We start from the raw sequence: 26,954 nt of genomic DNA, 5'->3' as shown, positions 1-26,954 counted from the left end.
TAAATAACCGAGGAGAGTATTTCTTCCTCGGTTTCATACTGCATATACTTCACTAATTATAGTTTGTACTATAATTGCTTACACATACAATTCACACATCACGTATAAATTTAATATATTAGTAAACTACAAAGTCACTAACTTCTGTATCTCCACCCCCTACTTTAAGAAAAATATAATTACACTTAAATCTACCAACAATACCTTTAATTTTTGTTCGTATATCCACTAATCATTTTCATAAAATATAAAAGAGTCTCATTAAAAAATGAGACTCTTTTACCATTTCATATTTAAATCATTTTTGAAGTTTGTTTCCCTAAAATAAACACTTTAGTAAACACCATCATGATAACTACTATAGCTAGAAAATAAAGTGGCATCACGAGTAACGAGCCCGTATGCAACTGGCTCATTCCCCAAATTGCTATTGTTACAATTACATAGTATCCTAAGCTAAACAATGCTCCTGCTGTACCAATAACATCTTGAAAATCTACTAACGCTAAACTTAAACAGTTAGGTAACGCTACTCCAATTCCTAATAGCAACATAAACATCGCTACTAAAAATCCAATCATATATACTACGTTGGGATTTGATCCAACAAACGTAATAACAGATAAAAGGATGGCTCCCCCTGTCATTACAAGACTACCAATATATATAATCTTCTCTGGTTTATATGTGGCAAGCAATCGTTTCGAAACTTTCGCTCCAATAATAGAAGCAGAAGCAACAACAATTCCTAAAAATCCATACATACTTGGCGATAATTGAAAGTATTCAATAAAGATAAATGGCGCTTCTGCATAATAGCTAAATAAAACACCATTCGCTACTCCAATTAATACCCCGTATGTTACTACTTTCGGATTTGTAACCAACCGTTTTAAAACAGAAAACACATTTATTTTATTCGTTACTGATTCCGTTTTTGTTTCCGGAAGGGAAACAAACGTATACAGAAAAATCCCGACACTCATAACTACTAAACTTAAAAATACGATTTTAAATCCAAACATTTGATCAAGAAAGCCACCAATTAACGGTCCTATCGCTGGTGTAAAAGCAATGACTGCCGAGATTTGAGCAAACATAACATGCCTCTTATGCCCTTCTACACTTTCACGAAGAATCGTTTGTGTCACAACTGAGCCAGCACTTGCTCCAAACGCTTGAATAAAACGACTTAGCAATAAAACTTCAATGGAATTTGCAATAAAGCATAAGAAACTTCCAGCGCCATATACGACAATTCCAAGTAACATTGCCGGGCGACGGCCAATTATATCTGATAACCATCCAATAAAAAATACACCTAAAGCAAATCCAGCAAAATACACACTAAGTGTTAACTGCACCTCATTATTACTTACGTGTAACGCCTTTGAAATATCAGGTAAAGACGGTGTGTAAATCGTTTCACTAATTTGCGGAAATGCGACAAGAATGATCATTAACAAAAGTGATGGTACTGAGACTTTTTTCATTTTTCATACCCTCCTATAACTTTGAAAATCTCAGAAATAAAAAGACTTTTCTTAGCTACGGAACAGGAGGGGCCATTATAGAAATTCGATCATAAAACAACAAAGAAAACACCTCAATTACGTATGTTAATACTTATAGGAGGGTAATATTAACATTGATTTTTTAAATATACTTTTTCAATTATATTACATGTTGCATTTCTTTTTCTAGTGTTGAGTCTTGAAGGATTCCTTGATACCAACACCTTTTTATGGAATAATTAGAAATAGTTTGAATTGATAGATTTAATTATTAAACGATAGACTAGTATATTTTAATGCCGCAAAGCTTACAAACAGGAGGATTTTTGTAATGATTGAAATTTTAAGGACAGTAATAAATTTCCTGATTGCTCTCTTCTCAGGAGAATTACCAATTGTATATTATGTGTGGATTATCGCTTTATTTATCATTCAAATAATCCAGGCTACTCTAAGCTATAAGCTCTTTAAAAAGAAAGTCAATTTCAGCACTTATATGTCAACAGAATTACTTGCTTTTATCATTCTATTGTTTGGCGGTATGTTAATATCTAAGTTACTTGCCTACATAATAGACGATCCTACTATTAGTATGACAAATGTAACACATTATTTTATTTCACTTATCATACTAACTATATTTGTCTCTATTGGCTTTATTAAAGACTTTTTACTAACATCTATTAGTAATAAAAATGTAGCTCTTTTTACCATTTTAGTAGTGTCCTTACTAGCTAGTATACTGTCATTCAAGTTTTTATCACCTATCATTGCAGGTTCTTTTTCTCTTTCTAAATCTTTTATAATCACTTTAATTATTGTAGTACTCGGGTTAATTACTCTATTAATTTCTTTAGAGGAAAAATATGCAGACGAAGAGTAATTCTTGCATCCATAGTTTGAAATTGGGTGCCTATTCTTTTTATCGGTATTACTAAAAAATAACACAGTCATTGAATTGAAATTTACATAGAAATGAGGAAATACAATTGAGCATTGAACAACAATTATATGATGCAGTGAAAAGTTTAATTGACCAAAGATACCCACATGGTTGGGGCGGAGCTGCAGCAATTCTTGTAGAAGATGGATCCATTTATACAAGTGTGGCCCCTGACGTAATAAACGCTTCAACAGAACTTTGTATGGAAACAGGTGCTATTTTAGAGGCCCATAAATTTCATAAGAAAGTTACACATTCGATTTGTCTTGCAAGGGAAAATGAGCATTCTGAATTAAAAGTATTATCACCTTGTGGTGTGTGCCAAGAACGTTTATTTTACTGGGGACCAGAAGTACTATGCGCCATTACAAATTCTAAACAAGATATTATTTTCAAACCGTTAAAAGAATTGCAGCCATACCATTGGAGCAAAGCATATCATGATGAATTCACAAAAGAATGGAGTACAAGATAAAGTGAAATCTGCTCGCAAATAGCGAGAGAATAAAAATGATTCACTAAAAAAGCACCGTCACAAATGACGATGCTTTTTCTATGTAAGAGCTACTAGAAGGTTTCCTTCTAGCCTACTCCCATTTATAAGTCCAAAATTGTTCAAGTTGCAACCATTTTAATGTTGCTGCATCTTTATTTTTGATTTTTGCATGCGTGTCTTCCAGCATTGCTTCTGTTTGGGAACGATGCGCGCCTAATGCAGCTAATTTATGATCAAACACTTCACTAATATTATTTACAACATCCGGCTCACCTAATACAGCTTCGCGATTTTTCGTAATCGCGACTGCATGAATGACTGGACGCTCTTCTTTTGGCATACGTGATACAGCACGAACGACAGCACGGCCAAATGCATTATGATCTGGATGTACACCGTGTTCTGGATAAAATGTAATAATTCGAGATGGATTTACTTCTTGTATGATTGCTTCAATTTTATCTGCAACGAAATCAACATCTTCAAATTCTAACGTTTTATCATGGAAACCAAGCATTCTTAAATCTTGAATTCCCATCGCTTCACATGCATCTTTTAATTCTTTTTCACGGATATTTGGAATCGTTTCACGGTTAGCGAATACGTTTTTCCCCATGTTACGTCCCATTTGTCCTAGGGTACCACATGCATACGTTACAGGTACTCCTTGATCTGTTAATAAGCGAATTGTCCCTCCCGCAGCATATGCTTCATCATCTGGATGCGGAAATACAACAAGTACATGTCTCTCCATAAGTTTCCCTCCTTCTTACTTAAATGGTGTTAAGCTTAATTCAAGCGCAACTGCTAGGCGACCTAAATTATCATGTCCAGCTAGTAATAAACGCTCTTTATCGTCTACTTCCCAGTGCGTAATACCTTCTGCATATACCCAGCCATGATCCATTTTCAAACCAACTCGGTATGGGTTTGTTCCAGTTATCTTCCCGCGTTCAAAACGAATAATTGCATTTCGAATGAAAGCACCAACTGTCATCATCTTTTCATTTATGTGGGATGCATACGCTCCGTTCGTCGTTTCTAAATGAATATATACATCTTTATTTACAAAACGTTCAATTTCATTTTGAATAAGAGAACTATCTTTTACTATTTCCATCGGAATTCACCTCTTTAAACCATTTTACGCAAAAATAATGTAAATTGCTATCTCTATATTAGAGGACAACGCCCACTTTTCCTAATAATTTGCACTGTGTTTTTTATATTTTTTATATGATATGTAAAAATCATATTTTTTCCTTCACTTTGTTAAATAGTTTTCTTTCTTTTTTGAATTTGCTACAATATATTTTATCCCGTATTTATGTAGCGAGATACATTTCAACAATTGAATACATACTTTAAAGAAGGTGACATGATTGGAACAATCAGCACATGAAGTAGCAAATTGGCAATATTATTTTGCAATTGCCGTATTTTTAATCACGTACGGATTTATTATTTCTGAGAAATTGAATCGTGCTGTAATCGCACTATTCGGCGCTGCTATTATGATTATTTTTGGAATTGTAGATTTACATACCGCTTTCACATCACATATTCAATGGGAAACAATCACCCTTTTAATTGGGATGATGATTCTCGTACATATTACGAGTCAATCAGGCGTATTTGAATTTGTGGCCATTAAAGCGGCAAAAGCAGCTGGCGGAAAACCAATCCGCATTTTATTATTACTATCCCTATTAACTGCTGTCGGTTCTGCCTTTTTGGACAACGTAACAACCGTCTTACTAATCGTACCTGTTACACTGTCCATTACACGTATTTTAAAAGTAAACCCTGTTCCTTATTTGATTTCAGAAGTGCTATTTTCAAATATAGGCGGAACAGCAACATTAATTGGTGACCCACCGAACATTATGATTGGATCAGCAAATAAGCATTTAGATTTTAATGCCTTTTTACTGAACTTAGCTCCAATCGTAATTATTATTTCTATCGTTACACTTGGCATCATTTACTTTATGTATCGCAACAAACTAAAAACAACACCTGAGCAAATCGAAAAACTTATGGTATTAAACGAAAAAGATTATATTAAAGATCAAAGCCTCCTTTTAAAATCGATCACGATTTTGGGACTAACTATTTTAGGCTTTATCCTTCATTCTGTTATTCATGTAGACGCTGCCGTTGTCGCGATGACAGGCGCTACACTTCTTATGCTAATTGGAGTAAAGGAACATGATATTGAAGATGTATTTGCCCACGTTGAATGGGTGACCATTTTCTTCTTCGCCGGACTATTCGTTCTCGTTGGCGGGTTAATTGATATCGGACTTATTTCTTCACTCGCAAAAGAAGTACTCGACGTAACAAATGGCGATATCGGTTTCGCTGCGATACTTATCTTGTGGGTATCAGGCATCGCATCTGCGACAATTGACAATATACCCTTTGTCGCAACGATGATCCCGCTTATTCAAGATTTAGCTACAGGACTCGGATTATCTGTCGACTCTCCGCAAATCGAAGTACTATGGTGGGCGCTTTCACTTGGAGCTTGCTTAGGCGGAAACGGAACATTAATCGGAGCATCCGCAAACGTAGTCGTTGCTGGTATTGCAAAACGTGAAGGACATGTTTTCTCTTATATGGACTTCTTAAAAATTGGTTTACCGTTAACAATTATTGCATTACTATTATCACACGCTTATATTTATTTACGTTATTTAATGTAAAAGTTGTAGTACGTGAAATTATATAGACGATTTTTAAAATATATCGATCGTTTCTTCGAATATATCAACGATTTTCTAAGTATATCGACGATTCGACAGAGAATATCGACTTACCGACAAATAACGACAACGAAAAAGGTATGCAGCTCTACATTGCATACCTTTTTTCGTTCACCAAAATATACCGATAATTGCTAATCCACCTAATATCATACCGCCAATTTGTCCAACGATTGCTGGTGATAATTGAACACCTTTTCGCACTTCAACAACTGGTCTTTCGTGCCTTAGTTGCTGCACTTCACTTTGCAGTTGATGTACACTTCCGTGTAATTCTTTAATTAGTTCCTTTAATTCAGCGACTTCTTCATTTACTGGTTTTGCTTTTTCTAAATTCATTTTGCATAACTCCTTTTTCTCTAATCAACACATTGTAAAAATTCTCCAACAAGTGCTCTTTTTCCTTTCTTCACAGTCTCATTTCTAAATTATTCATATAATAGATTTCAGAATGCGATTTAGAAAAAGCTTAAATTTATATCTATACCTCTTTATAAATCTGAATTTTCAGTTATAATTAATTGCACAATTACATTTTATACCAATTTATTAAAAAGGAGGAATTCTAATTGACTATTCTATCTATCAATAATTTATCAAAAAGTTACAAACATAAAAAAATATTAGATGGCATTAACCTCACCATCAACTCCCCAGGAATTTGGGCTTTAGTTGGTCCTAACGGTGTTGGTAAAACTACTTTTTTAAATGTAGTTACCAACCTTTTGCCAGCTACATCTGGAAATATTGAATTGATCGGGAAATCTAACAAAGATGTTTCTGTGTTTACAGACGTTTCTTTTTTACAGGACAATTCTGTACTATATGACTATTTAAACGGCTACGACCATCTTGCATTCATTTGTGATGTGCAAAAAATTTCAAAAGAACGCATGAATGAAGTTGCAAAATATGTAGGAATGGAAAATTATGCGAAGAGGAAAATTAAAGATTACTCCTTAGGTATGAAACAACACCTTCTCTTAGCGATGGCAATCTTAAACAAACCAAAGCTTATGTTCCTTGATGAACCTCTGAATGGCTTGGATCCAACTAGTGCGATACTGATGAGAAACATTTTATTACGCTTAGTAGAAGAAGGTACAACAATCATTATTTCTTCTCATAATTTATCAGAAATTGACCGTGTTACAAAGAAGATTCTTTTTTTAAAAGGCGGCAAATTAATAGAAGAGGATATGACAAAGTACGAAAAAATTCATTATCACTTCTTATTTTCAAATTTAAAACACGCACAACAAGAAGAACAAATGGATCGCGAACTATTCTCAAGGTAACTGGCAAGAAATATATGAAGAGAATATAAATCATTTACAATTTATGTTTAAGAGCTCAAAAGGCTCTAACTCTTTCCCTCACGCAATTGAGAAACAAAATATTTCCTTATTTACAGCACGGGCAACGTTGGAAGAATTAGTATTACTGAAAAAAAATAAAGCTGAACCATTTATTCAAAACACCATTTATACCCCCTATCTATTTACAATTTACGATCAATTTACAGGTAGTGCCTTAGAAGATTGGAAAAAGAGCACTATACGTTATGGCACAACGGGCTCTTTATTTTTATATCAAATAATCCAGTACTACTATATACCAGTACTCATTTTATTGGGATGCTTCATTTTTGGAAACAATATCTCTTCTGAAATGAATAATAAGAAGCGTGGTTTGCACTTTTACTATACTTTGCCTATTAAACGAAAATCATTATTTATAACAAAGTATTTTAGTGGATTCCTTTCTACAATTGTTTTTGTTTTACTAATGCTACTTATTCCTTTGTTTTGTAGCTATTTTACGAAAGGAGTCGGAAGCTTCAATTACCCAGTCCTTGTATACGAAGGATCAGAGCCTAATCCATTTGGCAGTGAATATAATAGTTTAAATCCCATTAAAGATCAATTTCACTTTATCACTTTGAAAAATTACTTTGGACAAGTATTAGTACTAACTGTTGTACTAACATTTTTTCTATATTCTTTTTACTATATTTCATCACTTTTACTAAAAAGCCTAAGTATTACAACGTCTTTTGTAGGTATTATAGCTTTTATTGGAATGAAGAGTTTTTCTTCCCCTTACAACCCATTTACTTACGTGAATATTCACAGTGTTCTAACTGGCGAAACAGCGACTTTAGTTTTTAATCCTTCTATTAATCTTTCAACTGGGGTAATGTTAACATTCGCTTTAAGCTGCACCCTTTTATTCGCAGGATACAAACTATTTATAAGAACATATAATTAGTAACAAAAATAAAAAGGAAAACTAGTACCTATCTAGTTTTCCTTTTTAGTCAATTATTCATAGTATGAATAATTGATATGTTATCATCACTTTTATTTTTGCAGCTCCATTCATTCCCTCCGCAGTATCCCCATAATGATACGATCAAAATACTTCCCATCCCTTTGAACTGCTTCTCTCATACAGCCTTCTATCTGAAAACCCATCTTTTTATACAACTCAATAGCAGCTTTGTTATAAGAAATAACATCCAGGCCGACGCGGTGTAAATTCAATTCATAGAAAGCATATTTTAAGATAAGATGGATCGCTTCTCTTCCATATCCCTCCCCTATATCATTTGCATCTCCTATACCAATTGCTAATAAACCCATTCTGTTATTCCACTCCATGCCATGAATTGCAACAAAACCAATTAAGCGATCATCTTGAACTGTCCTTACCATGAAAGCAACACTATTCGATCTTCGTCCCTTTAATAACCCATCACTCGCTATTTCCTGTAAAGATGGAATGCTATATCTGTATCGAGATTTCTCACATACTCACTATCTTCTTGCCACATGGCCATTACTTCAGCATCTGCTTCTCTCATAACTGATAATTTAATCGATTTATTTTGAAAAAGATTCATTGTCATTTCAGGCTCCCCCTTTTTTAATAACGGGGATACTTATTTCAGCCTATTTATCCCCTTATTCCATAAACTTCCTTATACTCGGAATACTTACAATAAGCGCTGACATTGGCACATCTCCTCTGCATTAAATTACATTAATTGTACATTTTTTCATTTATTCTAACAATTAAAAAAGACCCTCAAAACTTAGAGGATCTTCCTAACGACAAATCGATATTATTTCGTAAACATTTTCTCCGCTTCATCCATTGCCATTTTGTTACCTAAAGCAGAATAGTCAAGCCATGGTTGGTCATTAATAATGTATACGTGCTTACCTTTAACTGCTTTTAAGTCTTTCCAAATTGGTGTTTCTTGAAGTTGTTTAAATGCAGCTTTTGCCTTATCGTCTCTATTTACAACAACGAAAATAGCATCTGCATCAAAGTCAGGTAATACTTCTTGTGAAATGACTTCGAAAGGACGGTTTCCATCAATTTTCTCTACACCGTTTGCAGGTTGTAATCCTAAATCTTGGAATAAAATTGGTCCCATCGGTCTTTTCGTACTAAACACACGTAATTCTTTTGCAGTGACACGAATTGCCATTACTTTTTCGTTATTACCTAATTCTTTATCTATTAAACTTTTTACTCGTTTTGATTGCTCTTCGTAATCTTGAATATATGTATCCGCTTCTTTCTCACGGTTTACAAGTTTACCAACTTGTTTTAACTGCTCTCTCCACGTACCTTCATCTAAATTGAAAGAATGTGTTTTTGCAATTTTTTCGTATTTCGCTAAATCTTTGCCCGCGTATTTTTCATCCACATAAATGTCAGTTGGCTTCAATTGAAGTAATGCTTCCATATTCGGATCCGTTACAACACCAAGTTTCTTCGTATCTTTCAACTGCTCTTTTGCATGCGGTAAGAAATCTTTTAAATCTCCACCAATAACAGAGCCTACAGGTGTAATTCCTAATGCCAATAAATTATTCGTTAAGTGAATGGACATAGAAGCGATTTTTGGATCATTACTTTTTTCAGTTTTTTTCGTTGCCTCTTCATTAGATTTCGTTTGACCACATGCTGCTAATACTAAAATACACATCATGCTAAATAAAATAGTAAGTTTCTTTTTCATATGTTCTCCTCTTTGAAGTATTTATTTTGTTTTTGTAAGTAAATAAAGAAAATAAGGTGCTCCTAAAGCTGCCACTACTACACCAGCTGGAATAGAATTTGGCTCGAATATAGAACGACCTATCGTATCTGCTAGTACTAAAATAATCATTCCGATAATGCCAGCTAGCGGAAGAAAATGTTGATAGGTAGTACCTACTAACTTTCTTGCAATATGCGGAGCAACTAAACCGATAAACCCAATCCCCCCTGCCATCGATACACTCGCGCAAGATAATCCAACCGCTGTAGCTAAAAGAAGTAACCGTTCTTTTTGAACAGAAACACCAAGTCCTGCTGCCACACTATCACCTAGTGACAATGCATTTAACGTTTTAGATTTTAGCCATGCATACGGGGTTAGTATGAAAATCCAAGGTAATAATGCTAGGACATGAATCCAATCTCTTCCCCACACGTTACCAACTAACCATCTAGAAGCGAATGTATATGTCTCATCATTTAACTTGAGGGAGAAAAATAACGAAATCGCACTAAAGCCAGCTGAAACAGCAATACCAACGAGAATAAGTCTAATAGGAAGTAAACCTTTTGACCGATCACTCGCAAGTATAATAATTAAAAATGCAGCTAGTACTCCCCCGCCAAATGTAAATAACGGTATTAAAATCGATGCATTCTCATTAATAGAATGAAAGAAAGTAACGAATATAATTAGCCCGAAAGATGCACCTGCATGTAATCCTAAAATACCAGGGTCTGCAAGTGCATTACGTGATAGCCCTTGTAAAATCGCACCGGAAATCCCAAGGCCAATACCAGCTAACATTGTAATTATAATTCTTGGCATACGATAATCGTATAGCACTGTTGCACTCTCAAAATCCCCATAACCGAAAAGTGTTTGAATTACTTTAATTGGCGCTATGCTTAGTGTCCCTGTATTTAAACTAATTAAAATGACAGCGATACTAATACAACCAAAAATTGTAGTTACAGTAATAGCTCTCTTTTTATCTGTGTTCAAAAGATCCTTCACTTATAGCTCCCTCCCAACTTTACGTGCTATATAGAGGAAGAACGGAACTCCAACAAGAGCTACCATAATTCCTATCGCAAGTTCTTTAGGAGGGTTTACTGTTCTTGCCCCTAAGTCAGCTAAAACTAATAACATAGCTCCTAATAACGCTGACATAGGAATAATGAGTCGATAATTCACACCAACTAATTTTCTAGCAATATGTGGAATAACAAGTCCTACAAATCCGATAGAACCAACAGCCGAAACAGATACACCTGCAAGAATGACTACTATAATCATCCCTAGTATTCTCGTTCGGTTCGTTTTTACTCCTAAATTCGTAGCGACGTCATCCCCCATTGATATGAGTGAAATAGACCGCCCTATCACTGTCGCAAAAAGAATTGTTATGAGAATAATAGGAACTAAAAACTCCAAGTGTTCCCACTTAACCCCTGCAACACCGCCAGCGTACCAAAACGCTAAATCTTGACTTAAGTCATAATAAATCGCGACACCTGAACTTAACGAATGCAAAAGTGCGGCCATAACTGCCCCTGCAATCGTTAACCTCATCGGTGTTAATCCGCCTGATGTTGCTGACCCAATAATAAAAATGAGTACTGTACTTAAAACCGCTCCAATAAAAGAAACAATCATTAAATAGGAATATGGCATATGCGGGAAAAAGGCAAAACTAAGTGCAACTACAAACATCGCACCTGCATTTATCCCAAGCACACCTGCATCAGCTAAAGGGTTTCGTGTTACTCCTTGCATAACTGCCCCTGCGACTGCAAAAGCTGCTCCTACCACCGCTGCGCCAATTACCCTTGGGAGCCTTAATTCATAAATAATTTGATGCTGCGTTACTTTCGGATTATAATCAAAAACCGCTGCCCATACAGTTTGCAAATGGATATCCTTTGCACCGAATGCAATAGCTAAAAATATAGATCCTATTAAACATAAAATTGTTAAGCTCATGAAACATATGAACTTAATATGTATCCAGCGATTATTGCCAGCATGTACAGCAGACTTATGTAACATGTTTCATTTCATCCTTTATATTCAGTTGTTTTTTATAATTATTTTTAATTTATAATAATTACTGATAATAATTATCATTTTCATTTAGATATTATATCCCCACTTTTTTTAAATAGCAAACTATTTTTTTACTTCGTTAAATATTAAAATACTTATTACGATTTCTATCCAAAGCTTACAAATACATGCAAAATAGACTACTGGATTATTTTTAAAATTGTAGTATACTTAATCATTATTTTGAGTTTTCTAACAAAAATATCGAAGGTGACACAATGTTCTATATAAAACAACTACTACACTTCACTTACGAGCAAGCATTCTCTTGCTTATTCCCAGTTGTTATTTTCTTAACACTAGCCCTATCAAGAATCATTTCTATCCCAGGATTATACCGCTACGATTTCATACTCATCGTATGTCTTCTTATGCAGTGGATTATGTACAAAACTGGACTTGAAACGAAAGACGAATTAAAAGTAATTACTGTCTTCCATCTCATCGGCCTTCTACTAGAAACATATAAAGTACATTTCGGTTCATGGAGTTATCCGGAAGAAGCATATTCAAAAGTTTTTGGAGTTCCGCTTTACAGTGGTTTTATGTATGCAAGTGTTGCCAGTTACATATGCCAAGCGTGGAGAAGATTGAATTTACAAATGCATCATTGGCCAAGGTCTATTTTTGCAATACCTCTAGGAGCAATGATTTACTTTAATTTTTTCACACATCATTTTCTATATGACTTTAGATGGGTATTAACTTTACTATTATTCGTCGTTTTCTTTCGGACATTTGTGGAATTTTCATTACGAGGCGTTACATATAAAATGCCACTCGTTCTTTCATTTTTCCTTATCGGGTTCTTCATTTGGATCGCGGAAAATATCGCAACATTTTTCGGAGCATGGCAATATCCAAATCAACGAGAAGCATGGAATCTCGTTCACTTAAGCAAAATTAGCTCATGGTTTTTACTCGTTGTTATTAGCATTATGATTGTTACACAACTTAAACATTTGAAGGCGTCGAAAAGATAATATTGCTCGTGTAAAAACATATTAGAATAAATATACCCCCTCCTTAATATAGAACGGGGGTAAAAATATAATTAGTTAACCTTGATATGAGGATACACTGAAAATTAATAATACCTTCGTTGTTCCACAATCACACTTCATTTTGGAACAACGAAGGTATTAGATTAAATATCAAAAGCTTATTTAGAAATTATTTTACCAAAATACGCATTAGCACTTCCACATCCGGCAATCCATATTCTTCATCCTCCTGTTCCTGAGTGAGAAGACTGATGACGATATTAAAATACCAGGTAAGTAGCTTTCGTGGTTCTCCTGAGGAAAACTCACCAGATTTTTGTCCTTCAATGAAGAACGGAACCAGTAGATCAATAAAGCCATGCGTAGGAAGATGTTCAAAAATCTGGGTGACCTTTTCTGGGATATCGTCATCCTTACGAGCCCGTTCAATGAGCATAAAGGCATATTTACTATTTTCATCAAGCATATTTTCAGTTAAGTTTCTGATTTGTTCAAAGGGTGTTCCAGGCAAGTGTTGAACATGCTCGATTTCCCTTCTCGCTTCCCCCATCAATTCTTGTATAAGTGTGATGAACAATTCTTTTTTAGAATGGAAATAGCGATAAATTAGTCCTTCACTAATACTAGCTTCCTTAGCAATCAAGCTCATTTTTGTTCCAGTGTATCCTCGACGAGCAAATACTTTAAGTGCTGCTTGCTTTATCTCCTCCCTGCGTTCGTCACGGATTTGATCAAGCCGCTGTCTGTTTAATGGAGACAATTGTTCCACCCCCTAATCTTTGAAAAATGTTATATTCATTGTACCATCAAACTGGTAGAATTATTATTTTTACAATGCGGAAATAGATGCGGGCGCCAGAGGACGTACTCTCCCTATCAACTCCTCAAGAAACTGATCGGCACGGGCAAAACAAGCGAGATGACCAGCATTCTTGATTAAAACAAATTCCTTGTACGGCGCTTTAATTTCGTCGTAGTATGCTTTAGCCAGCTCAGTAGGTGTTAAAATGTCTTTATCGCCTTGAAAGATAAAGATTGGTACTTCAAACCTCAGCCCAAGTTTTTTTAAATTAAAGACCATTAATTCATCAAATAACTGGTCCTGGGAAAAATTCATACCCTTTACGATATCTATCATATCTTTAAAGGTATGTTCCGGAGATGAAAGCATTGAGGGCAAAAATAAATCTGTAATCATATTGGGAACATCCTTTATAGCTTTAACTCTCAATCGATTTATCCTGTCATAGTCTTTACGACTCCACTGGGACATATTTGAACCCATTTTTTCAAGTAACTGAACACCTTTCGTATTACCTGCTGTTCGAAGAGCATTGACTGTTAACTTGTATAAAAAATCTTGTTTTTGTGGATCTGAGGCATTCTGATCTGTGCCAATATAAGCATAAAAAAGATCTGGTCGAAGCTTTGCCATCATGATACCAATCAGACTACCAACAGAGCTTCCGATGAGAATTATTTTTCGATGCCCGAGTTTATTACACAAATATTCAGTTACCTCTATCCCATCCTGCGTAAGACGGTCAAAAGTGATGGTTCCACTTCCCCCTTTACCATTCTTTCCGAAAGTCTTTCCTGCTCCACGCTGATCCCATTGAACGATTATAAAGTGCTTCTCCCACGATCGCAATAGTGGACTGAAGACGGAATAGACCGATGCCGGCCCCCCGTGAATTAATAACAAAACTGGGTTATTCCGATTTTCACCACGAATCGTAATCCACTGATCGATACCGCCAATTTTAGCGTAACAACCTTCTACTATGCTGTCCTCTGTGCTAATTTGAAGTTCTTCGGCATTATGGCTCTGATTACGCTTCCGCAAAATAATTTCCCGTAGGATATTTGTTTGGCTCATTTGAACATGCCCTCTTTCTTCTTTTAATAATGAGTGAATGACTCACTCATTATTAAAATGAGGTATTTTATGAAAATAGTCAACAGTGAATCTCCGTCAAAATATGTGTTTATTTATATAATTTTTCATCACACGAGATTTAATTCAACAATTCCCTTGCATGTTAGTCTCCTAACTCCATGAAATGACCCGATTGTTGAACAAAGAACCACTCTAAAAATGGCTCTTTTTATCGATTTTTATTATAAATCGATACCAATCCATAGCACTTGCAACCTTTACAATACAGCTTCCTAGCGATCAGAAGTGTTTGAAAAAATTATTTGAGACGTATGAGCGATAAGTTGTCGTAATAAAAGGAGTAGCTTTCCTACTCCTTTTTCATCTTTTTATAGCCGTTACATCGCGCCTCAAACTTTTCTATCCTTCAATAACACATCTAGGATTTCGTTTTTTATCACTCTCAAATCTATAAAACTTTTACAATACGCTCCATCGCCTTCATTTGTCCAATATGATCAGCTTCATGATAAAGCATCATGCCGTAAAGCTCCCCTACTGTTTCCAATCCTAAAAATGGCTCTGGCAGTTTATTTTCAAACGCTTCTGCTGGAATTTCGTTAATACGTTTTGCTTGTTCTTTTAATTGAGCCGCTAACACTTCCAATGACGGCCCCTCTGTTTTCCATCTAGATGGTCTTGATCCATACCCAAACATACCTGGATATTCAGTTGGTAATTGTTTGAATTCTTTTCCAAACATGAAAACTTCTGCTGCCGTTAACACATGACCAATATGCCAACGAATTGTATTATTAAATCCCTCTGGCTGTGTATCCACAGTTTTATCATCTAACGTTTCCATAAATTTAAGTAATGCCCCACGCGTTATTTCAAATTGTTTTAAACCAATTATTCTATTCATTTTATCGTTCCCCTTCTCCATGTACCATTTATTATGAACTAAGAATGTTCAACTTATTAAAGTTTCACCTTGTTTAATCTATCAGAAACAATGAAGAAATACATCTAATATGCTTTGTAAAAACATTTAAAAGGTTCACCCCTAATAAATATAGAATTACTTACTACACAAATAGTTTAGTAAATAAAAGAGGAGTGTAATTACATGTTACATATTTTAAAACAACAATATCATCTTATTAGCTCTACAAGAGAAACCCTATTTTCGTTTTTGGAAGAAATCCCATTAGAAAAATTACATAGCACTGTTCCGAATTTCGGGGGCGGTAGCATTATAAAGACACATATTCATGTAGCCGATTGCTATCGATACTGGCTTGGATCATTCGCATTCAAACAAAAACGAGCAGATTTTTCATTTGCTAGTGATTATGAAATTGAGCATGCAGATATCACGAAAGTCCGTGCTAGATTTAAGTTAGTAGATGAGTCTGTACAACGTTTTTTAGATGAATACAATGACCGCTGGCTCGAAAATATAGCAAATGAAGTGAAATGGCAAAAAGAACCTTGGAGTACAACACCACTATGGCTTTTAACTCATACTGAGACACATGAATTTCATCATAAAGGACAAATTGTATCAATGGCTCGTCACCTTGGGTACAATCCTCCTGATACGGACCTTAGTTAATTCGGTTATTAAAAAACTTGTTGATATATTTCGTTGTGTATAAAACTTTTATCATTCGTTTTAGGTATACCATATCATTATAAAATTCACGTAACATTAAAGTAAGACTCATGCTTTTCAAACAATACAACTTTTATCAAAAATATTTAGATACTGTATCACCAACCTTAAGGAGAAATTTATAATGAGATTAGAGAGTGAAAGAATTTATTTAAGACCTCTTTGTCAGCTAGATGCGCCTATTATATTAGAAAGTACAACGGATGATGAAATAAGATATATGACTGGAACCAAGTCTACTTTTTCATTGGAGCAAATTAAAGCACATATAGATCATATCAATAATGATTCAAGTCGCTATGATTTCGCTATTTGTTTAAAAAGCACTGACGAAATGATTGGAGAGTTGTCGATTTTAGATATCGATGAGGAGAACAAAAGAGCAGGATTCAGAATATCAATGCTTTCCATAGCACTCACAGGACAAGGATATGGAACTGAAGCTATTACAATTGTTTTAAAATTTGTTTTTGAACAACTATATTTAAATCGGTTACAGTTAGAAGTATTTAACCATAATTTACGCGGAATTAGAGCTTATGAAAAGGTTGGGTTTGTAAAAGAAGGAACCTTACGTCAATCTTTATTTTATAACAATACATTCTCAGATGAAATTATTATGGCGATACTAAAAAGTGATTATAAAAATATGTCATTGTAAATAACTGTTCTTAAACTATTAACAACTTGAAAGAACCTTACCACAATAAAATACAGTAAGGCTCTTTCATTTTCATATCAAATAACAACTCTTAACTCATGTATTATATTAATACCAAATTGTCTCCGCATAATTATATGCATCACTATTCGGAATAGCATGTTTCCCTTGCGCCTGTGCCTTTCTTGGATCTAAATCATATACCATTGGCGTATAACATGATGTTTGCCCTTTATTCACAACACCATTTCCTCCAGCACTCCCGCAAGTATATGCCTTTCCATCTGTTTTTCTTACAATTCTTGCATCAGCTTCATTATTATAAACTGCTGGACGAGTTACTGTAACTTTTGCCCACGCTGTCTTACACGTTGTGCTAAATTTTAATTCCACATAAGAATTGGAATCAATCCATTTCTTTTCTTTCGTTACAGCAGATTGATCACAACTATTATAGTAAGGACTTTTCCCATCATACGAATGGTCTTCTGCATATGCTTTATCATTATCGGTCGTACTAAACATACTAGTTAAAACGAGAAAAGATAGAAAAAAACATGTGCTCAGCTTTTTTAAAAGTTTCATAGCACTCCACTCCCTTATTAATAACGTCCAGTTTTCCCGTAACCATTATTAATCGTCACCGCTTCGGCATCAGCCGTATAACCAAAATCAGCAGTTAAATCAAATACCATTCCTGTATATGTGCTCGTTTGACCTGTTTTTATTGCTCCATTACCACTATTAGAATCTACTGATTTTTGAAATACACCGTTTTTATATTTATTAATAACAGCGTAAGCATATACTCCTCCAGAAACGGAAGGTGCTGGTTGATCTAAAACAAGCTTAGACCAAGCTGCATGACATTTATTACTGTAACGTAAATACACTGTCCCTACTTTTTTACTACCTTCGTATACCGCTGTAGACTTTGCATTAAATCCATCAGCATCACACGTTGTACTTCCCCCGTATACCTTTGTTGTTGCTGGATTTTTCCCGTCATAGTAACTACTTAAATCAGTAGCTGCAAATGTGCTTCCTTGAAAACTAAATAATATCCCTACACTCGCTACACTTAACACACATACTTTCATTAACTTTTTAAACATTTTCAATCTCCTCCCTCAAAATAAGTACGTATAATAAAGACAACTTATCCCCTATGTACGCCCCTCCTTTCATGCTTCCTAGAGGCATCTTACAGAAACGAATAAACGTTGTAAATTTCCTTATAATTATTGGAATATACGAAGAAATTTACGTATCCGTCTAAGAAAAAAAGTTGAGAAATACACATTTTATTGCATCCTTTATTTAAAACATAAAAGAACCGATACTTGTTACATGCAAGCATCGGTTCTTTATACAAAGTTGCCATTTTTTCTTTTATATAAAATAAATATTTCTCCACTTAATCCGTCGTAAAAAACTCCCTCGTCACATCAATAAATTGCTGTAGCGGAGCTGTCATCCATTTATCTTTATGCCAAGCAATTTGTGTATAAATCGGTGAAATTGCATTTTCTACATGTAACTCTTTTATCGTCCCCTCTCGTATATCTTTTTCTACTACTATTGCTGGTAACACGGCTATTCCTAAATCTGCAATAACACATTGTTTAATTGCCTCGACACTAACGAACTCAATTTTATTTGCTGGATACACATCTTCTATGCGAAATAGCTCTTCAAATAAAGTTCGATACGAGCAACCGAGTTCTGTTAACAAAAGTGTTTCCATTTCTAAATCTTTTATAGAAACGGAAGTTTTCCCGAGTAAATAATGCCCTGAAGCAGCTACTACTTTTAACTCTTCTTTCATAAGCGGCTCCACATGTAAAGCAGCTTCTGTTTTACATTCGTCCAAAATAAAGGCAAGATCGACTTTTCCCTCCATCAATTGTTCCTTCGCATCTTTATTGGAATGTGCTGGTTTAAATATAAGCTTTATTTGAGGAAATTGTGCTTTAAACCTCTTTAATATAGATGGCAGCCTATATGTACATTGACTCTCTTGCGCACCGATTATTAACGTACCTGCTATTTCCTCATCATCTTTCACAGCCATTTTCGCTTCGTTACTGAGTGCAATCATCTTGTCGGCATATAGTTGAAACTTTTTGCCTGCTTCAGTTAAAAAAAGACGTTTTCCTAATCTTTCAAATAACGGCGTACCTAACTCAGCTTCTAACGTTTTAATTTGCGCCGTTACGCTCGATTGAGCAAAATTTAATTTCTTCGCAGTTTGCGTAAAATTCAAAGTATCTGCCGCTACTTTAAATGTAATTAATTGTTTTATCTCCATCTATCGTCCCTCTTTTCAATCGATATTTCCGATTGATTTCATCGAAATAACCCTCTTTGTCTATTGATATTTGTATTGTATGATAAAGAGCATCGACAAACAATAAAAATGGAGGTATTCCATATGAAAGCACTTTGTTTCGAACAATTTGGAAGTCCAGATGTACTACAATATAAAGAAATACATGATCCAATCATAAATCAAAATGAAATTCTTATCCGTACGAAAGCAATCGGTTTAAATTTCGCTGATATTTATAGACGCCGCGGCGATTATCATCTCGCTGGCAATCCGCCGTATGTATTAGGTTATGAAGGGGCTGGCATTGTTGAAAAAGTAGGAGCTGACGTTACTACGATCAGTCCCGGAGATTGCATTGCATTTGCTGATGTCCCATTTGCAAATGCAGAGCTAGTTGCTGTTCCATCTGAGAAAGCAATTAAGCTTCCAGATGCTATCTCTTTTGAAACAGCCGCTTCTGTCTTATTGCAAGGTCTAACAGCACATTATTTAACGAACGATAGCTATCAAATACAACAAGGTGATATAGCTTTAGTACATGCTGCAGCTGGTGGTGTTGGGCAACTTCTTATTCAAATAATTAAACTCCTAGGCGGAAAAGTAATCGGCCTGACATCATCAAAAGAAAAAGCACAAATAGCTACATTAGCTGGTGCTGATCATGTATTTTTATATACGGAATTATGGCCTGCGAAAGTACTTGAAATAACAAACGGTGATGGAGTAAATGTTGTATATGAATCAGTAGGTTCTACATTAGAGGAAAGTTTTAGCACAACTAAAACTGGTGGTACTGTCGTATTTTACGGAATGGCCGGCGGTAATCCTGCGCCCGTTGATCCGCGTATGCTTATGGATACTTCGAAAACTTTAACCGGCGGAGACCTTTGGAACGTGCTTACATCTTATGAAGAGAGAAAAGAACGCTCCTCTCAATTATTCGAATGGATTATGGCCGAGAAAGTAAAAATTGCAAATCCTACTACATTCTCTTTAGAAGACGGTGCCCGTGCCCATGAATTATTAGAGAGCAGAAAAAGTACAGGGAAGATTTTATTAATCCCTTAATCGTTACCACTTAAAAAGGAAGTTAAATTCAATTTTATCAAGACCTGAATTGAAAACAGTTAATAAATGAAAGGACATAACATATGTTATGTCCTTTCTTCTTCAAATAACGGGTCCGTGTAAATTTGGAATAAATTTTGTGCTCATTTGTAAATAAAACTACGTACTAATTTATGCTAAAAACGAGAATTCACTCCTATAACGACAGTAGCGTCTAGTTCCTCATCTCTAACCAATTTCGGAGTAAGCCCAGCATCAGCAAAAATTGCAAAGGTCTGAGTTGCCTGCATTTCACTCGTCTCTATTAAAAGATGACCTCCCGGTGCTAGCCAGAGAAATGCTTCTTTTGCTACTCTTCGCTGAATGTGAAGTCCATCCTCTCCCCCGTCAAGCGCTATCTTTGGTTCATGTAGGCGAGCTTCCTGTGGGAGCAGCTTTATTGCCTTGGTAGGAACATATGGTGCGTTTGCAACTAAGGTATTCACACGACCTTTAAGTGAATGAGGCAAAGCATTATACAAGTCACCTTCAAAAACATGTCCACCGAAATTTGTTACGTTGCGGCTTGCACATCGTACTGCGACAGGGTCAATATCAACAGAATACAATTCAACTCGTCCTAAAGCTTCCACCAGAGCTACACCCACAGCCCCTGACCCGCAACATAGATCAACGACGATATCATCAAAACATGACAGAGCTTTTGCCTGGTGAACAAGAAACTCTGTACGTTGACGAGGCACGAAAACACCTCGGTCCACTTCTATCCGCAATCCACAGAATGCCGCGTATCCCACAACATATTCAAGTGGTAAACCATCGGCTCGCATTTCCACCATTTTCCTTAAGTCCTCTAGGGTTTGTGCCTCTGACATAAGTAACCGGGTCTCATCTTCTGCGAAAACACACCCCGCGCTCCGAAGCCTGTTAATGATACATTTTTCCGTTTTATTTTCCAAAAAGAAATTAAATTCTCTCCCTATTTATCTCACCACTTTTTCTTATTTATAACCCTGTATTCGTTAAAAATTGGAGATATCCTTTTCAGCAAAATGGCCTTATTCAAAAAGCTACACCCTTATTCAATTAAATGATCCAACTGTTGAACAAAGAAATACTCTACATAATGGATATTTTCACTAAAATACCCCAACCTAATTTTATAAATAGAAATAAGAAAAGGAAGCTAGATTTTCTAGCCTCCTTTTCTTATTTCTATTTGAGATTTAATTATATTCCCACACTTTCTTTCCCTTTTGCAACATAACTCATATCTCCAACAGACTCGACGATATATTCCCCGTCTTTATATAAAATTTTCGTTACACTTGCATTCTCTACTCCAAGTTTTGTTTTACTACTGTCTAGCATTTCAATTAATGCAGTAATCAAAAGCCCATGAACTACAACTAAAACGTTGCCGCCTCCATTTGCAGCAGCTTCTTCACTAATTTTATCAATCTCTGCTTTTATACGAGTAGAAAATAATTCCCAATCTTCCGCCTCTTTCGTTGGATCTGCTGCTCTAATCAGATTAATCACTTCTTGAATAGAAAACTTCATGAGTTCCTCTGGTGATGTAACACCCGCAGCTTTTCCAACCACATCCCACATATTTTCAAGCTTTTCACCTTCAAAAATACCAAAATTTAATTCTCGTAAATTTTTCTTTTGCTCTAGTTTCAATTTTGATTGCTCACTATATTTTAATACTAAATTAGCAGTTTCAATCGCTCGGCCGCTATCACTACTATACGCATTCGCAAAATGAACATCTTTTAATCCTGTTCCTAAATTAGTGGCAACTTCCACACCTTTTTCTACTAATGGAGAGTCTGCCCAACCTTGCGCGCGATGATTCGTATTTAATATTGTTTTACCGTGTCTTGTAACATATAACGTAACTACATTCTCATTGTTATCTGTTTCTCGATTCTTCATTCTCTTCTCTCCCTTTACATTTCTATATCAATTTTACCATCTTAATTATTCATTAAGCAAAGTATATGTAAGTAAGTCCTCTTAATAAAAAAAGCTATCTTTCTGTATATCTCTACAAAAAGATAGCATCTTTTATGATTACATTCCTTAGCTGATATTCCTACTCAGCAAACGCACTCGAATACTGAACAATTCCTTCTACACCTTCAAGAGCATTCTCTCTTAATTCCAATACCATAAATACCTCTTCAGGCACTTCAAATGGTGCTTTTATATTCCTCTCACTTGCTTTCTTAAAACCAAATTTCGGATAATACTCTGGATGTCCTAACACTACAACCGATCCGTATCCAAGTTCTTTCGCTTTTTCTAACGCAGCTCCAATAAGTTTTCCGCCAATTCCTTTTTTCTGATGGCCCCTAGCAACTGAAACCGGTGCAAGTGCTAATGATTCTACAGAAGTTCCATCCTGTTCTATCGTAATTTTGGATAACAGAATGTGACCAACGATTTCCTCATCTACTGCAACGATTGATAGTTCAGGAATAAACGCGTCACATTCTCTAATACGTTTTACAAGTTTATGTTCTGTTTTATCACTAAATTCTTCATGTAAAAATGCTTGTTGTACCACTTCTTCTGTTTTTCTATAATCGTTTTTTTGCTCTTGTCTAATCGTTACCATTCTATATTATCCTCTATTCTTTCTTATTTCTTTTTGGATTTTACGAAGCGCTTTTTTCGATCCGCGCTCTATATCATGTTGCATTTTTCTTTCTTTATAATCGACAAATAGTGTATTTAAATCGTATCCCTCTGGGTATAATTCCTTTGCTGCTACCTCTAAAGTAATACGTTTTACGTTTACTTCAACGAATTCACCGTTATAATATACAACGACATTATAGAAATTATCTATTTCCTTATAAATGATACCAAAATCATCATAATCTAATAAATTTACACGATCGCCGATTTTGTACTCGTAATGGTTTTCTCTTTTTTCCTGCACAAATTTTGGTTTTCTAATTTTACTTTCATTCAGTTTTTCTAAAGCATATTCTTTATTTTCCATATACTCTTTCGCTCTTTGCAGTACACGCTCTCTTACGTTCATTTTATTCGCAATCCAAAGCGCATTACTTTCACCTGATTTACCGATTACTAATTTATAAAGTGGTTCTAGTGTCTCACTATTAAATTGCATTGCTGCATTCATAAAATCATCGTGCATTTCTGAAAATCGTTTAATTTCACCGTAATGCGTACTCGCAACTGTAATACATCCTGCCAGATAAAACTCCTCTAAAATAGAAATTGCAAGTGCTGCCCCTTCATTCGGTTCAGTCCCACTTCCTATTTCATCAAATAGTAGCAACGTATTATTATTTGACATCCTCATAATCTCAGATAAATTTTTCATATGAGATGAAAATGTACTTAGTGCATTTTCGATACTTTGATTATCACCAATATCTACGAACACATTTTCAAAAATAGCAATTTCTGTTTCTTTATCTCCAGCAATATGCAAGCCTGACATTGTCGCTAAAGTTAACAACCCAATTGTTTTTAGTACAATTGTTTTACCGCCCGCATTTGGTCCGGTAATAATTAAACTACGGTAGTTTTGACCGATTTCAAAGTGTAACGGTACTACTTTTCCACTTAAAAGCGGATGCTTACAATTTACTAAATGAATGTAGCCATGATCATTTAATTTCGGCTCTATTCCATCGATTGATTTACTAAACTTCGCTTTCGCAAATACCATATCATATTGACTAATTAATTCCATATTAATTTTTATATGATAAATATTTTCTACCACCGTCCCTGATAAAGTTGCTAAAATTTGATACTCTTCCATCGCTTCTTCTGCTTTCAAACTTGCAAGTTCCGCATTTAACTTTGTAACCGTATGCGGTTCTATAAATACAGTAGAACCTTTAGCGGACGCTTCAACTACACTTCCCGCAACTTGATTTTTATAAGAAGATTTAATTGGAATTGTATACCTATCATCCTTCTTACTAATAAAGAATTCTTGAATATACTTCTTATTTGTACTACTATTTAAAAACTTCGTTAAACGTTCTTTTATTTTTCCATCTACCGAATCAATGTTATTTCGAATTCGCTTTAACTCTTTACTCGCGGCTGCATCAATACTATTGCCTTTAATGGAAAAGTTAATTTCCTCTTCAATACTTTTATATTCAGTCATTGAATTTGCATAAGAAGCTAATACTGGCGCAAAAAATTCTTTATCTAACATAAACTTTTTAATCTTTCTACAGCCGCGTAAAAAGTCTGAAACACTTACTAACTCTTCAGGGTCTAAAATCATCCCTTTTTCTAATTTTTGAATTGTACTTGCGATATTTGAAATACCGAAGAAAGGAACATGCCCTTCTGCATCTACTATCGCTCGCGCTTCCGTCGTTTCATTCAAGCGATTTCTCACTACTTTTATACTCGTACTCGGCTCTAATTTATTTAATAATTCCTTACCTAATCCACTGACACAATATGATTTCACTATTTCCTTTAATTCGTTATATTGTAACTTTTCAAAAGTCATCGTATTCATTTTGTTTCTCCTCACTATGATTGATTTCTATCATCAATGAAGATACCTACTCATTAGATTCCAATGAGTTCTACATTATCCAATTACCATTTTTATACATTAAAAATATATACAAAAAAGCTGCGGGGATACCGCAGCTTTTACATTTACAAGGCATGTGTAATAACATATGAGGAAATAAGCCATAAAAAACGGATGGCAATCCTCCTATTACACGCTTTATAAAGTACTGTAGGTATCTTCATAGGTATCGAAATAAATCCATGACAAAATTAGGGGTATGCTATACATAAAAATCCCCTGGTCTTATCCGATTTATTTCATTAAATTTTTCCTATTTAGTACCTACCGCACTCACAAAAAAGCACCTCTCATTAATTTATATTATAGTCATTGAAATCTAATTTACTGAAATCATCATACTATATGTTTTGTGAGAAGTAAAGGTGTCAGACTATTCCCTTGCAGATTGTAAAGCTCCCATATAATCTACCTTTTTCTCAAGGGTCTTTTTCGCATCTTCAGCCGTTACTATATAATCTACCGCAATATGTAATAATACATCCTTATTAGCATTTGGCAACTGAATCGTTATATCATCCACACTACTCTTACTATCTTCAATCGTTTTATTAAATTCCTGAATACTTCTTGCAACCCCAGCTAACGTTTCCATATGTGCACGGTTGTTTACATCTAAAAAGATATTACTGCTGAAAACCGCCGTAACATAATACTTCGGATGCTTCTTCGCTATTTTTTTCTCTGCATCCTTACCGAAAACAGTATCCCCTGTTTGCATTTTCTCGAAAGTAAGTATAGTATTAGTCCCTTTTTCTTCATAATATGTATTGAATCTTTCTCGTAAATCATTCGCTTCTTTTTTTATTTTATAGTTATCATTATTTACCTTTGGAGAGGTTCGTCCATCGAAATACATTTGAAATTGCAAATATGGTTCAGCTACTTGCTGTACATAAGCGATTCGTGTATCTGGTCCTAAAAAATCCTTACCTTGACTAGGTATTTCAATTCGATCTAGTTTTACAGAAATACCATGCTCCGATTTTGTATAACTTTGTGCTTTTTGTTCAATTTCTTCATCCGATATATCACATGATGTTAATAATAATAAACTAAACATTATGCTATATTTCATTATTGTTCTTTTCATATTGCCTCTCCTTTTGCTACTACTGCCTATACAGAAATGTCCTTATCGTTTTTAAATTACGATTTATATAAAGAACTTCTTCTAATAACCAAAAGTGTAAAAACACCCATTTATTATCAATTTACACTTATTGTGTAATTTTACACCATAATCATTTTATCGTAAAGCAAATATAATATCTATAAAAATCACGTTAAAAGTATACTAATATTTAGTTCTATAGCACCCACAGTACGATTTTTATTATTATGAAAAACAATATATAAATCTTTTATATTTAACGCTCGGTAGTACATTATAATTTTTAAAACCTTGCTATTTCAGGCAGGGCTTTTTAATTTTCATCCGGTTTTTTGTAATTTGTTGTATTTCATAGTTATATAGGAATATAACTACATATTTGGAAAGGAAATTATTATGACTGGACTTAAAGATTGACTATAAGTAGATGATAAAGAGAAATGGGATTTAACGGATATTTATCATACAATTTAAGTATTAACAAAAGAATTACACGAGTTGGTAGTTCTAGGGTAAGAGCTACATCCGCCAGAACTGATCTATTACTTTTAAACTAAGGAGATGTTCTTCGGGTACGAATAAGAGAAGCCACGGGTGACATTATTTATTCCAACGCATCTCTCGTTGTTTTAAAAGTCGACTAGTTCATTTATGAAAAAAAGATTTAGGAATGATAACAATATAAAAAGAAGAGGAAGACTTATATTTCAGTCTTC

At 34.7% G+C, this 26,954-nt stretch carries 27 protein-coding genes and 2 pseudogenes; 10 read left to right on the top strand and 19 right to left on the bottom strand.

Annotated elements, in window-relative coordinates; genetic code table 11:
• Positions 1-293: 293 nt before the first annotated feature.
• Entirely contained in the window at positions 294-1,493 is a 1,200-nt protein-coding gene (locus tag MR115_RS15900) for a multidrug effflux MFS transporter (protein ID WP_242241935.1), read from the bottom strand.
• Positions 1,494-1,845: 352 nt separating this feature from the next.
• Between MR115_RS15900 and MR115_RS15895 the strand changes: the two genes are divergently transcribed.
• Positions 1,846-2,397, top strand: coding sequence for a DUF5823 family protein (locus tag MR115_RS15895; RefSeq protein ID WP_242241934.1), 552 nt, complete (start codon positions 1,846-1,848; stop codon positions 2,395-2,397).
• 106 nt (positions 2,398-2,503) lie between these two features.
• A complete protein-coding gene (locus tag MR115_RS15890; protein ID WP_242241933.1) occupies positions 2,504-2,932 on the top strand; it encodes a cytidine deaminase in 429 nt (142 codons plus the stop codon).
• 112 nt (positions 2,933-3,044) lie between these two features.
• Here the strand turns inward: MR115_RS15890 and bshB2 are convergent, their stop codons facing one another.
• The gene (bshB2, locus tag MR115_RS15885; RefSeq protein WP_000439488.1) at positions 3,045-3,707 is read right to left on the bottom strand and encodes a bacillithiol biosynthesis deacetylase BshB2; all 663 of its coding nucleotides are present in this window, start codon (positions 3,705-3,707) and stop codon (positions 3,045-3,047) included.
• A 15-nt stretch (positions 3,708-3,722) separates the two neighbouring features.
• Positions 3,723-4,073: a YojF family protein gene (locus MR115_RS15880; RefSeq protein WP_000407044.1), complete on the bottom strand. Its 351-nt coding sequence runs from the start codon at positions 4,071-4,073 to the stop codon at positions 3,723-3,725.
• A gap of 262 nt (positions 4,074-4,335) precedes the next feature.
• Between MR115_RS15880 and MR115_RS15875 the strand changes: the two genes are divergently transcribed.
• Positions 4,336-5,661, top strand: coding sequence for an ArsB/NhaD family transporter (locus tag MR115_RS15875; protein WP_242241932.1), 1,326 nt, complete (start codon positions 4,336-4,338; stop codon positions 5,659-5,661).
• 171 nt (positions 5,662-5,832) lie between these two features.
• On the opposite strand, the gene MR115_RS15870 is transcribed toward MR115_RS15875, so the two are convergent.
• A complete protein-coding gene (locus tag MR115_RS15870) occupies positions 5,833-6,060 on the bottom strand; it encodes a coiled-coil domain-containing protein (protein WP_001047302.1) in 228 nt (75 codons plus the stop codon).
• A 230-nt stretch (positions 6,061-6,290) separates the two neighbouring features.
• Here MR115_RS15870 and MR115_RS15865 point away from each other — a divergent pair, with 230 nt between their 5' ends.
• On the top strand, positions 6,291-7,019 hold the full coding sequence (locus tag MR115_RS15865; RefSeq protein ID WP_242241931.1) for an ABC transporter ATP-binding protein: 729 nt from the start codon (positions 6,291-6,293) through the stop codon (positions 7,017-7,019).
• 127 nt (positions 7,020-7,146) lie between these two features.
• Positions 7,147-7,992, top strand: a complete 846-nt coding sequence (locus MR115_RS15860; protein ID WP_242241930.1) for a hypothetical protein — start codon at positions 7,147-7,149, stop codon at positions 7,990-7,992.
• Between the two features lie 110 nt (positions 7,993-8,102).
• Here the strand turns inward: MR115_RS15860 and MR115_RS15855 are convergent.
• From MR115_RS15855 to MR115_RS15840, 4 genes and pseudogenes are all read right to left on the bottom strand, one after another.
• Positions 8,103-8,632: pseudogene (locus MR115_RS15855) on the bottom strand (GNAT family N-acetyltransferase).
• 216 nt (positions 8,633-8,848) lie between these two features.
• Positions 8,849-9,757, bottom strand: coding sequence for an iron-hydroxamate ABC transporter substrate-binding protein (locus MR115_RS15850; protein WP_242241929.1), 909 nt, complete (start codon positions 9,755-9,757; stop codon positions 8,849-8,851).
• Positions 9,758-9,778: 21 nt separating this feature from the next.
• A complete protein-coding gene (locus MR115_RS15845) occupies positions 9,779-10,795 on the bottom strand; it encodes a FecCD family ABC transporter permease (RefSeq protein WP_242241928.1) in 1,017 nt (338 codons plus the stop codon).
• On the bottom strand, positions 10,796-11,830 hold the full coding sequence (locus tag MR115_RS15840) for a FecCD family ABC transporter permease (RefSeq protein WP_242241927.1): 1,035 nt from the start codon (positions 11,828-11,830) through the stop codon (positions 10,796-10,798).
• A gap of 275 nt (positions 11,831-12,105) precedes the next feature.
• Here MR115_RS15840 and MR115_RS15835 point away from each other — a divergent pair, with 275 nt between their 5' ends.
• On the top strand, positions 12,106-12,870 hold the full coding sequence (locus tag MR115_RS15835; RefSeq protein ID WP_242241926.1) for a DUF817 domain-containing protein: 765 nt from the start codon (positions 12,106-12,108) through the stop codon (positions 12,868-12,870).
• 190 nt (positions 12,871-13,060) lie between these two features.
• Here MR115_RS15835 and MR115_RS15830 read toward each other — a convergent pair whose 3' ends face one another.
• The 3 genes from MR115_RS15830 to MR115_RS15820 all read right to left on the bottom strand — a co-directional run bounded on the left by MR115_RS15830 (position 13,061) and on the right by MR115_RS15820 (position 15,716).
• Positions 13,061-13,660, bottom strand: a complete 600-nt coding sequence (locus MR115_RS15830; protein WP_242241925.1) for a TetR/AcrR family transcriptional regulator — start codon at positions 13,658-13,660, stop codon at positions 13,061-13,063.
• A gap of 60 nt (positions 13,661-13,720) precedes the next feature.
• Positions 13,721-14,770 (bottom strand): alpha/beta fold hydrolase, encoded by a 1,050-nt coding sequence (locus tag MR115_RS15825; protein ID WP_242241924.1) that lies wholly within the window; start codon positions 14,768-14,770, stop codon positions 13,721-13,723.
• A gap of 469 nt (positions 14,771-15,239) precedes the next feature.
• Positions 15,240-15,716: a DinB family protein gene (locus MR115_RS15820; RefSeq protein WP_242241923.1), complete on the bottom strand. Its 477-nt coding sequence runs from the start codon at positions 15,714-15,716 to the stop codon at positions 15,240-15,242.
• 183 nt (positions 15,717-15,899) lie between these two features.
• Between MR115_RS15820 and MR115_RS15815 the strand changes: the two genes are divergently transcribed.
• Entirely contained in the window at positions 15,900-16,388 is a 489-nt protein-coding gene (locus MR115_RS15815; protein ID WP_242241922.1) for a DinB family protein, read from the top strand.
• A 184-nt stretch (positions 16,389-16,572) separates the two neighbouring features.
• Positions 16,573-17,109: a GNAT family N-acetyltransferase gene (locus tag MR115_RS15810; RefSeq protein ID WP_242241921.1), complete on the top strand. Its 537-nt coding sequence runs from the start codon at positions 16,573-16,575 to the stop codon at positions 17,107-17,109.
• Positions 17,110-17,217: 108 nt separating this feature from the next.
• Here MR115_RS15810 and MR115_RS15805 read toward each other — a convergent pair whose 3' ends face one another.
• The 3 genes from MR115_RS15805 to MR115_RS15795 form a co-directional block, all read right to left on the bottom strand.
• Complete coding sequence (locus MR115_RS15805) at positions 17,218-17,694, bottom strand: DUF2690 domain-containing protein (RefSeq protein WP_242241920.1); 477 nt, start codon at positions 17,692-17,694, stop codon at positions 17,218-17,220.
• Positions 17,695-17,711: 17 nt separating this feature from the next.
• Positions 17,712-18,224, bottom strand: coding sequence for a DUF2690 domain-containing protein (locus MR115_RS15800; RefSeq protein WP_242241919.1), 513 nt, complete (start codon positions 18,222-18,224; stop codon positions 17,712-17,714).
• A 302-nt stretch (positions 18,225-18,526) separates the two neighbouring features.
• On the bottom strand, positions 18,527-19,420 hold the full coding sequence (locus tag MR115_RS15795; protein WP_097864903.1) for a LysR family transcriptional regulator: 894 nt from the start codon (positions 19,418-19,420) through the stop codon (positions 18,527-18,529).
• Positions 19,421-19,543: 123 nt separating this feature from the next.
• Between MR115_RS15795 and MR115_RS15790 the strand changes: the two genes are divergently transcribed.
• The gene (locus MR115_RS15790) at positions 19,544-20,509 is read left to right on the top strand and encodes a quinone oxidoreductase family protein (RefSeq protein ID WP_242241918.1); all 966 of its coding nucleotides are present in this window, start codon (positions 19,544-19,546) and stop codon (positions 20,507-20,509) included.
• 176 nt (positions 20,510-20,685) lie between these two features.
• On the opposite strand, the gene MR115_RS15785 is transcribed toward MR115_RS15790, so the two are convergent.
• The 5 genes from MR115_RS15785 to MR115_RS15765 all read right to left on the bottom strand — a co-directional run bounded on the left by MR115_RS15785 (position 20,686) and on the right by MR115_RS15765 (position 26,217).
• Positions 20,686-21,468, bottom strand: coding sequence for a putative protein N(5)-glutamine methyltransferase (locus MR115_RS15785; protein ID WP_242241917.1), 783 nt, complete (start codon positions 21,466-21,468; stop codon positions 20,686-20,688).
• Positions 21,469-21,739: 271 nt separating this feature from the next.
• Entirely contained in the window at positions 21,740-22,450 is a 711-nt protein-coding gene (locus tag MR115_RS15780; protein WP_242241916.1) for a histidine phosphatase family protein, read from the bottom strand.
• Positions 22,451-22,610: 160 nt separating this feature from the next.
• Positions 22,611-23,135 carry a GNAT family N-acetyltransferase gene (locus MR115_RS15775; protein ID WP_242241915.1) on the bottom strand — a complete coding sequence of 175 codons (525 nt, stop codon included), beginning with the start codon at positions 23,133-23,135 and terminating at the stop codon, positions 22,611-22,613.
• Between the two features lie 6 nt (positions 23,136-23,141).
• Complete coding sequence (locus tag MR115_RS15770) at positions 23,142-25,043, bottom strand: endonuclease MutS2 (RefSeq protein ID WP_242241914.1); 1,902 nt, start codon at positions 25,041-25,043, stop codon at positions 23,142-23,144.
• Between the two features lie 454 nt (positions 25,044-25,497).
• Positions 25,498-26,217, bottom strand: a complete 720-nt coding sequence (locus MR115_RS15765; protein ID WP_242241913.1) for a hypothetical protein — start codon at positions 26,215-26,217, stop codon at positions 25,498-25,500.
• A gap of 530 nt (positions 26,218-26,747) precedes the next feature.
• On the opposite strand from MR115_RS15765, the pseudogene MR115_RS15760 reads away from it, so the two are divergent.
• Positions 26,748-26,882: pseudogene (locus MR115_RS15760) on the top strand (exosporium leader peptide); the annotation flags it as partial.
• Positions 26,883-26,954: the final 72 nt, after the last annotated feature.

It is taken from the genome of Bacillus cereus group sp. BfR-BA-01309 (genome assembly GCF_022664315.1).
In the GTDB taxonomy this organism is placed as follows: Bacteria; Bacillota; Bacilli; order Bacillales; family Bacillaceae_G; genus Bacillus_A; species Bacillus_A mobilis.
Note: the sequence above shows the minus strand (reverse complement) of the source record. Positions and strands in the feature narration are given on the sequence as shown.

What these genes read in the sequence shown, in the direction of transcription:
- MR115_RS15900 (WP_242241935.1), bottom strand. Translation starts at nt 1,493, where the DNA reads ATGAAAAAAGTCTCAGTACCATCACTTTTGTTAATGATCATTCTTGTC.
- MR115_RS15895 (WP_242241934.1), top strand. Translation starts at nt 1,846, where the DNA reads ATGATTGAAATTTTAAGGACAGTAATAAATTTCCTGATTGCTCTCTTC.
- bshB2 (WP_000439488.1), bottom strand. Translation starts at nt 3,707, where the DNA reads ATGGAGAGACATGTACTTGTTGTATTTCCGCATCCAGATGATGAAGCA.
- MR115_RS15880 (WP_000407044.1), bottom strand. Translation starts at nt 4,073, where the DNA reads ATGGAAATAGTAAAAGATAGTTCTCTTATTCAAAATGAAATTGAACGT.
- MR115_RS15870 (WP_001047302.1), bottom strand. Translation starts at nt 6,060, where the DNA reads ATGAATTTAGAAAAAGCAAAACCAGTAAATGAAGAAGTCGCTGAATTA.
- MR115_RS15850 (WP_242241929.1), bottom strand. Translation starts at nt 9,757, where the DNA reads ATGAAAAAGAAACTTACTATTTTATTTAGCATGATGTGTATTTTAGTA.
- MR115_RS15840 (WP_242241927.1), bottom strand. Translation starts at nt 11,830, where the DNA reads ATGTTACATAAGTCTGCTGTACATGCTGGCAATAATCGCTGGATACAT.
- MR115_RS15835 (WP_242241926.1), top strand. Translation starts at nt 12,106, where the DNA reads ATGTTCTATATAAAACAACTACTACACTTCACTTACGAGCAAGCATTC.
- MR115_RS15825 (WP_242241924.1), bottom strand. Translation starts at nt 14,770, where the DNA reads ATGAGCCAAACAAATATCCTACGGGAAATTATTTTGCGGAAGCGTAAT.
- MR115_RS15820 (WP_242241923.1), bottom strand. Translation starts at nt 15,716, where the DNA reads ATGGAGAAGGGGAACGATAAAATGAATAGAATAATTGGTTTAAAACAA.
- MR115_RS15815 (WP_242241922.1), top strand. Translation starts at nt 15,900, where the DNA reads ATGTTACATATTTTAAAACAACAATATCATCTTATTAGCTCTACAAGA.
- MR115_RS15810 (WP_242241921.1), top strand. Translation starts at nt 16,573, where the DNA reads ATGAGATTAGAGAGTGAAAGAATTTATTTAAGACCTCTTTGTCAGCTA.
- MR115_RS15805 (WP_242241920.1), bottom strand. Translation starts at nt 17,694, where the DNA reads ATGAAACTTTTAAAAAAGCTGAGCACATGTTTTTTTCTATCTTTTCTC.
- MR115_RS15800 (WP_242241919.1), bottom strand. Translation starts at nt 18,224, where the DNA reads ATGTTTAAAAAGTTAATGAAAGTATGTGTGTTAAGTGTAGCGAGTGTA.
- MR115_RS15795 (WP_097864903.1), bottom strand. Translation starts at nt 19,420, where the DNA reads ATGGAGATAAAACAATTAATTACATTTAAAGTAGCGGCAGATACTTTG.
- MR115_RS15790 (WP_242241918.1), top strand. Translation starts at nt 19,544, where the DNA reads ATGAAAGCACTTTGTTTCGAACAATTTGGAAGTCCAGATGTACTACAA.
- MR115_RS15780 (WP_242241916.1), bottom strand. Translation starts at nt 22,450, where the DNA reads ATGAAGAATCGAGAAACAGATAACAATGAGAATGTAGTTACGTTATAT.
- MR115_RS15775 (WP_242241915.1), bottom strand. Translation starts at nt 23,135, where the DNA reads ATGGTAACGATTAGACAAGAGCAAAAAAACGATTATAGAAAAACAGAA.
- MR115_RS15770 (WP_242241914.1), bottom strand. Translation starts at nt 25,043, where the DNA reads ATGAATACGATGACTTTTGAAAAGTTACAATATAACGAATTAAAGGAA.
- MR115_RS15765 (WP_242241913.1), bottom strand. Translation starts at nt 26,217, where the DNA reads ATGAAAAGAACAATAATGAAATATAGCATAATGTTTAGTTTATTATTA.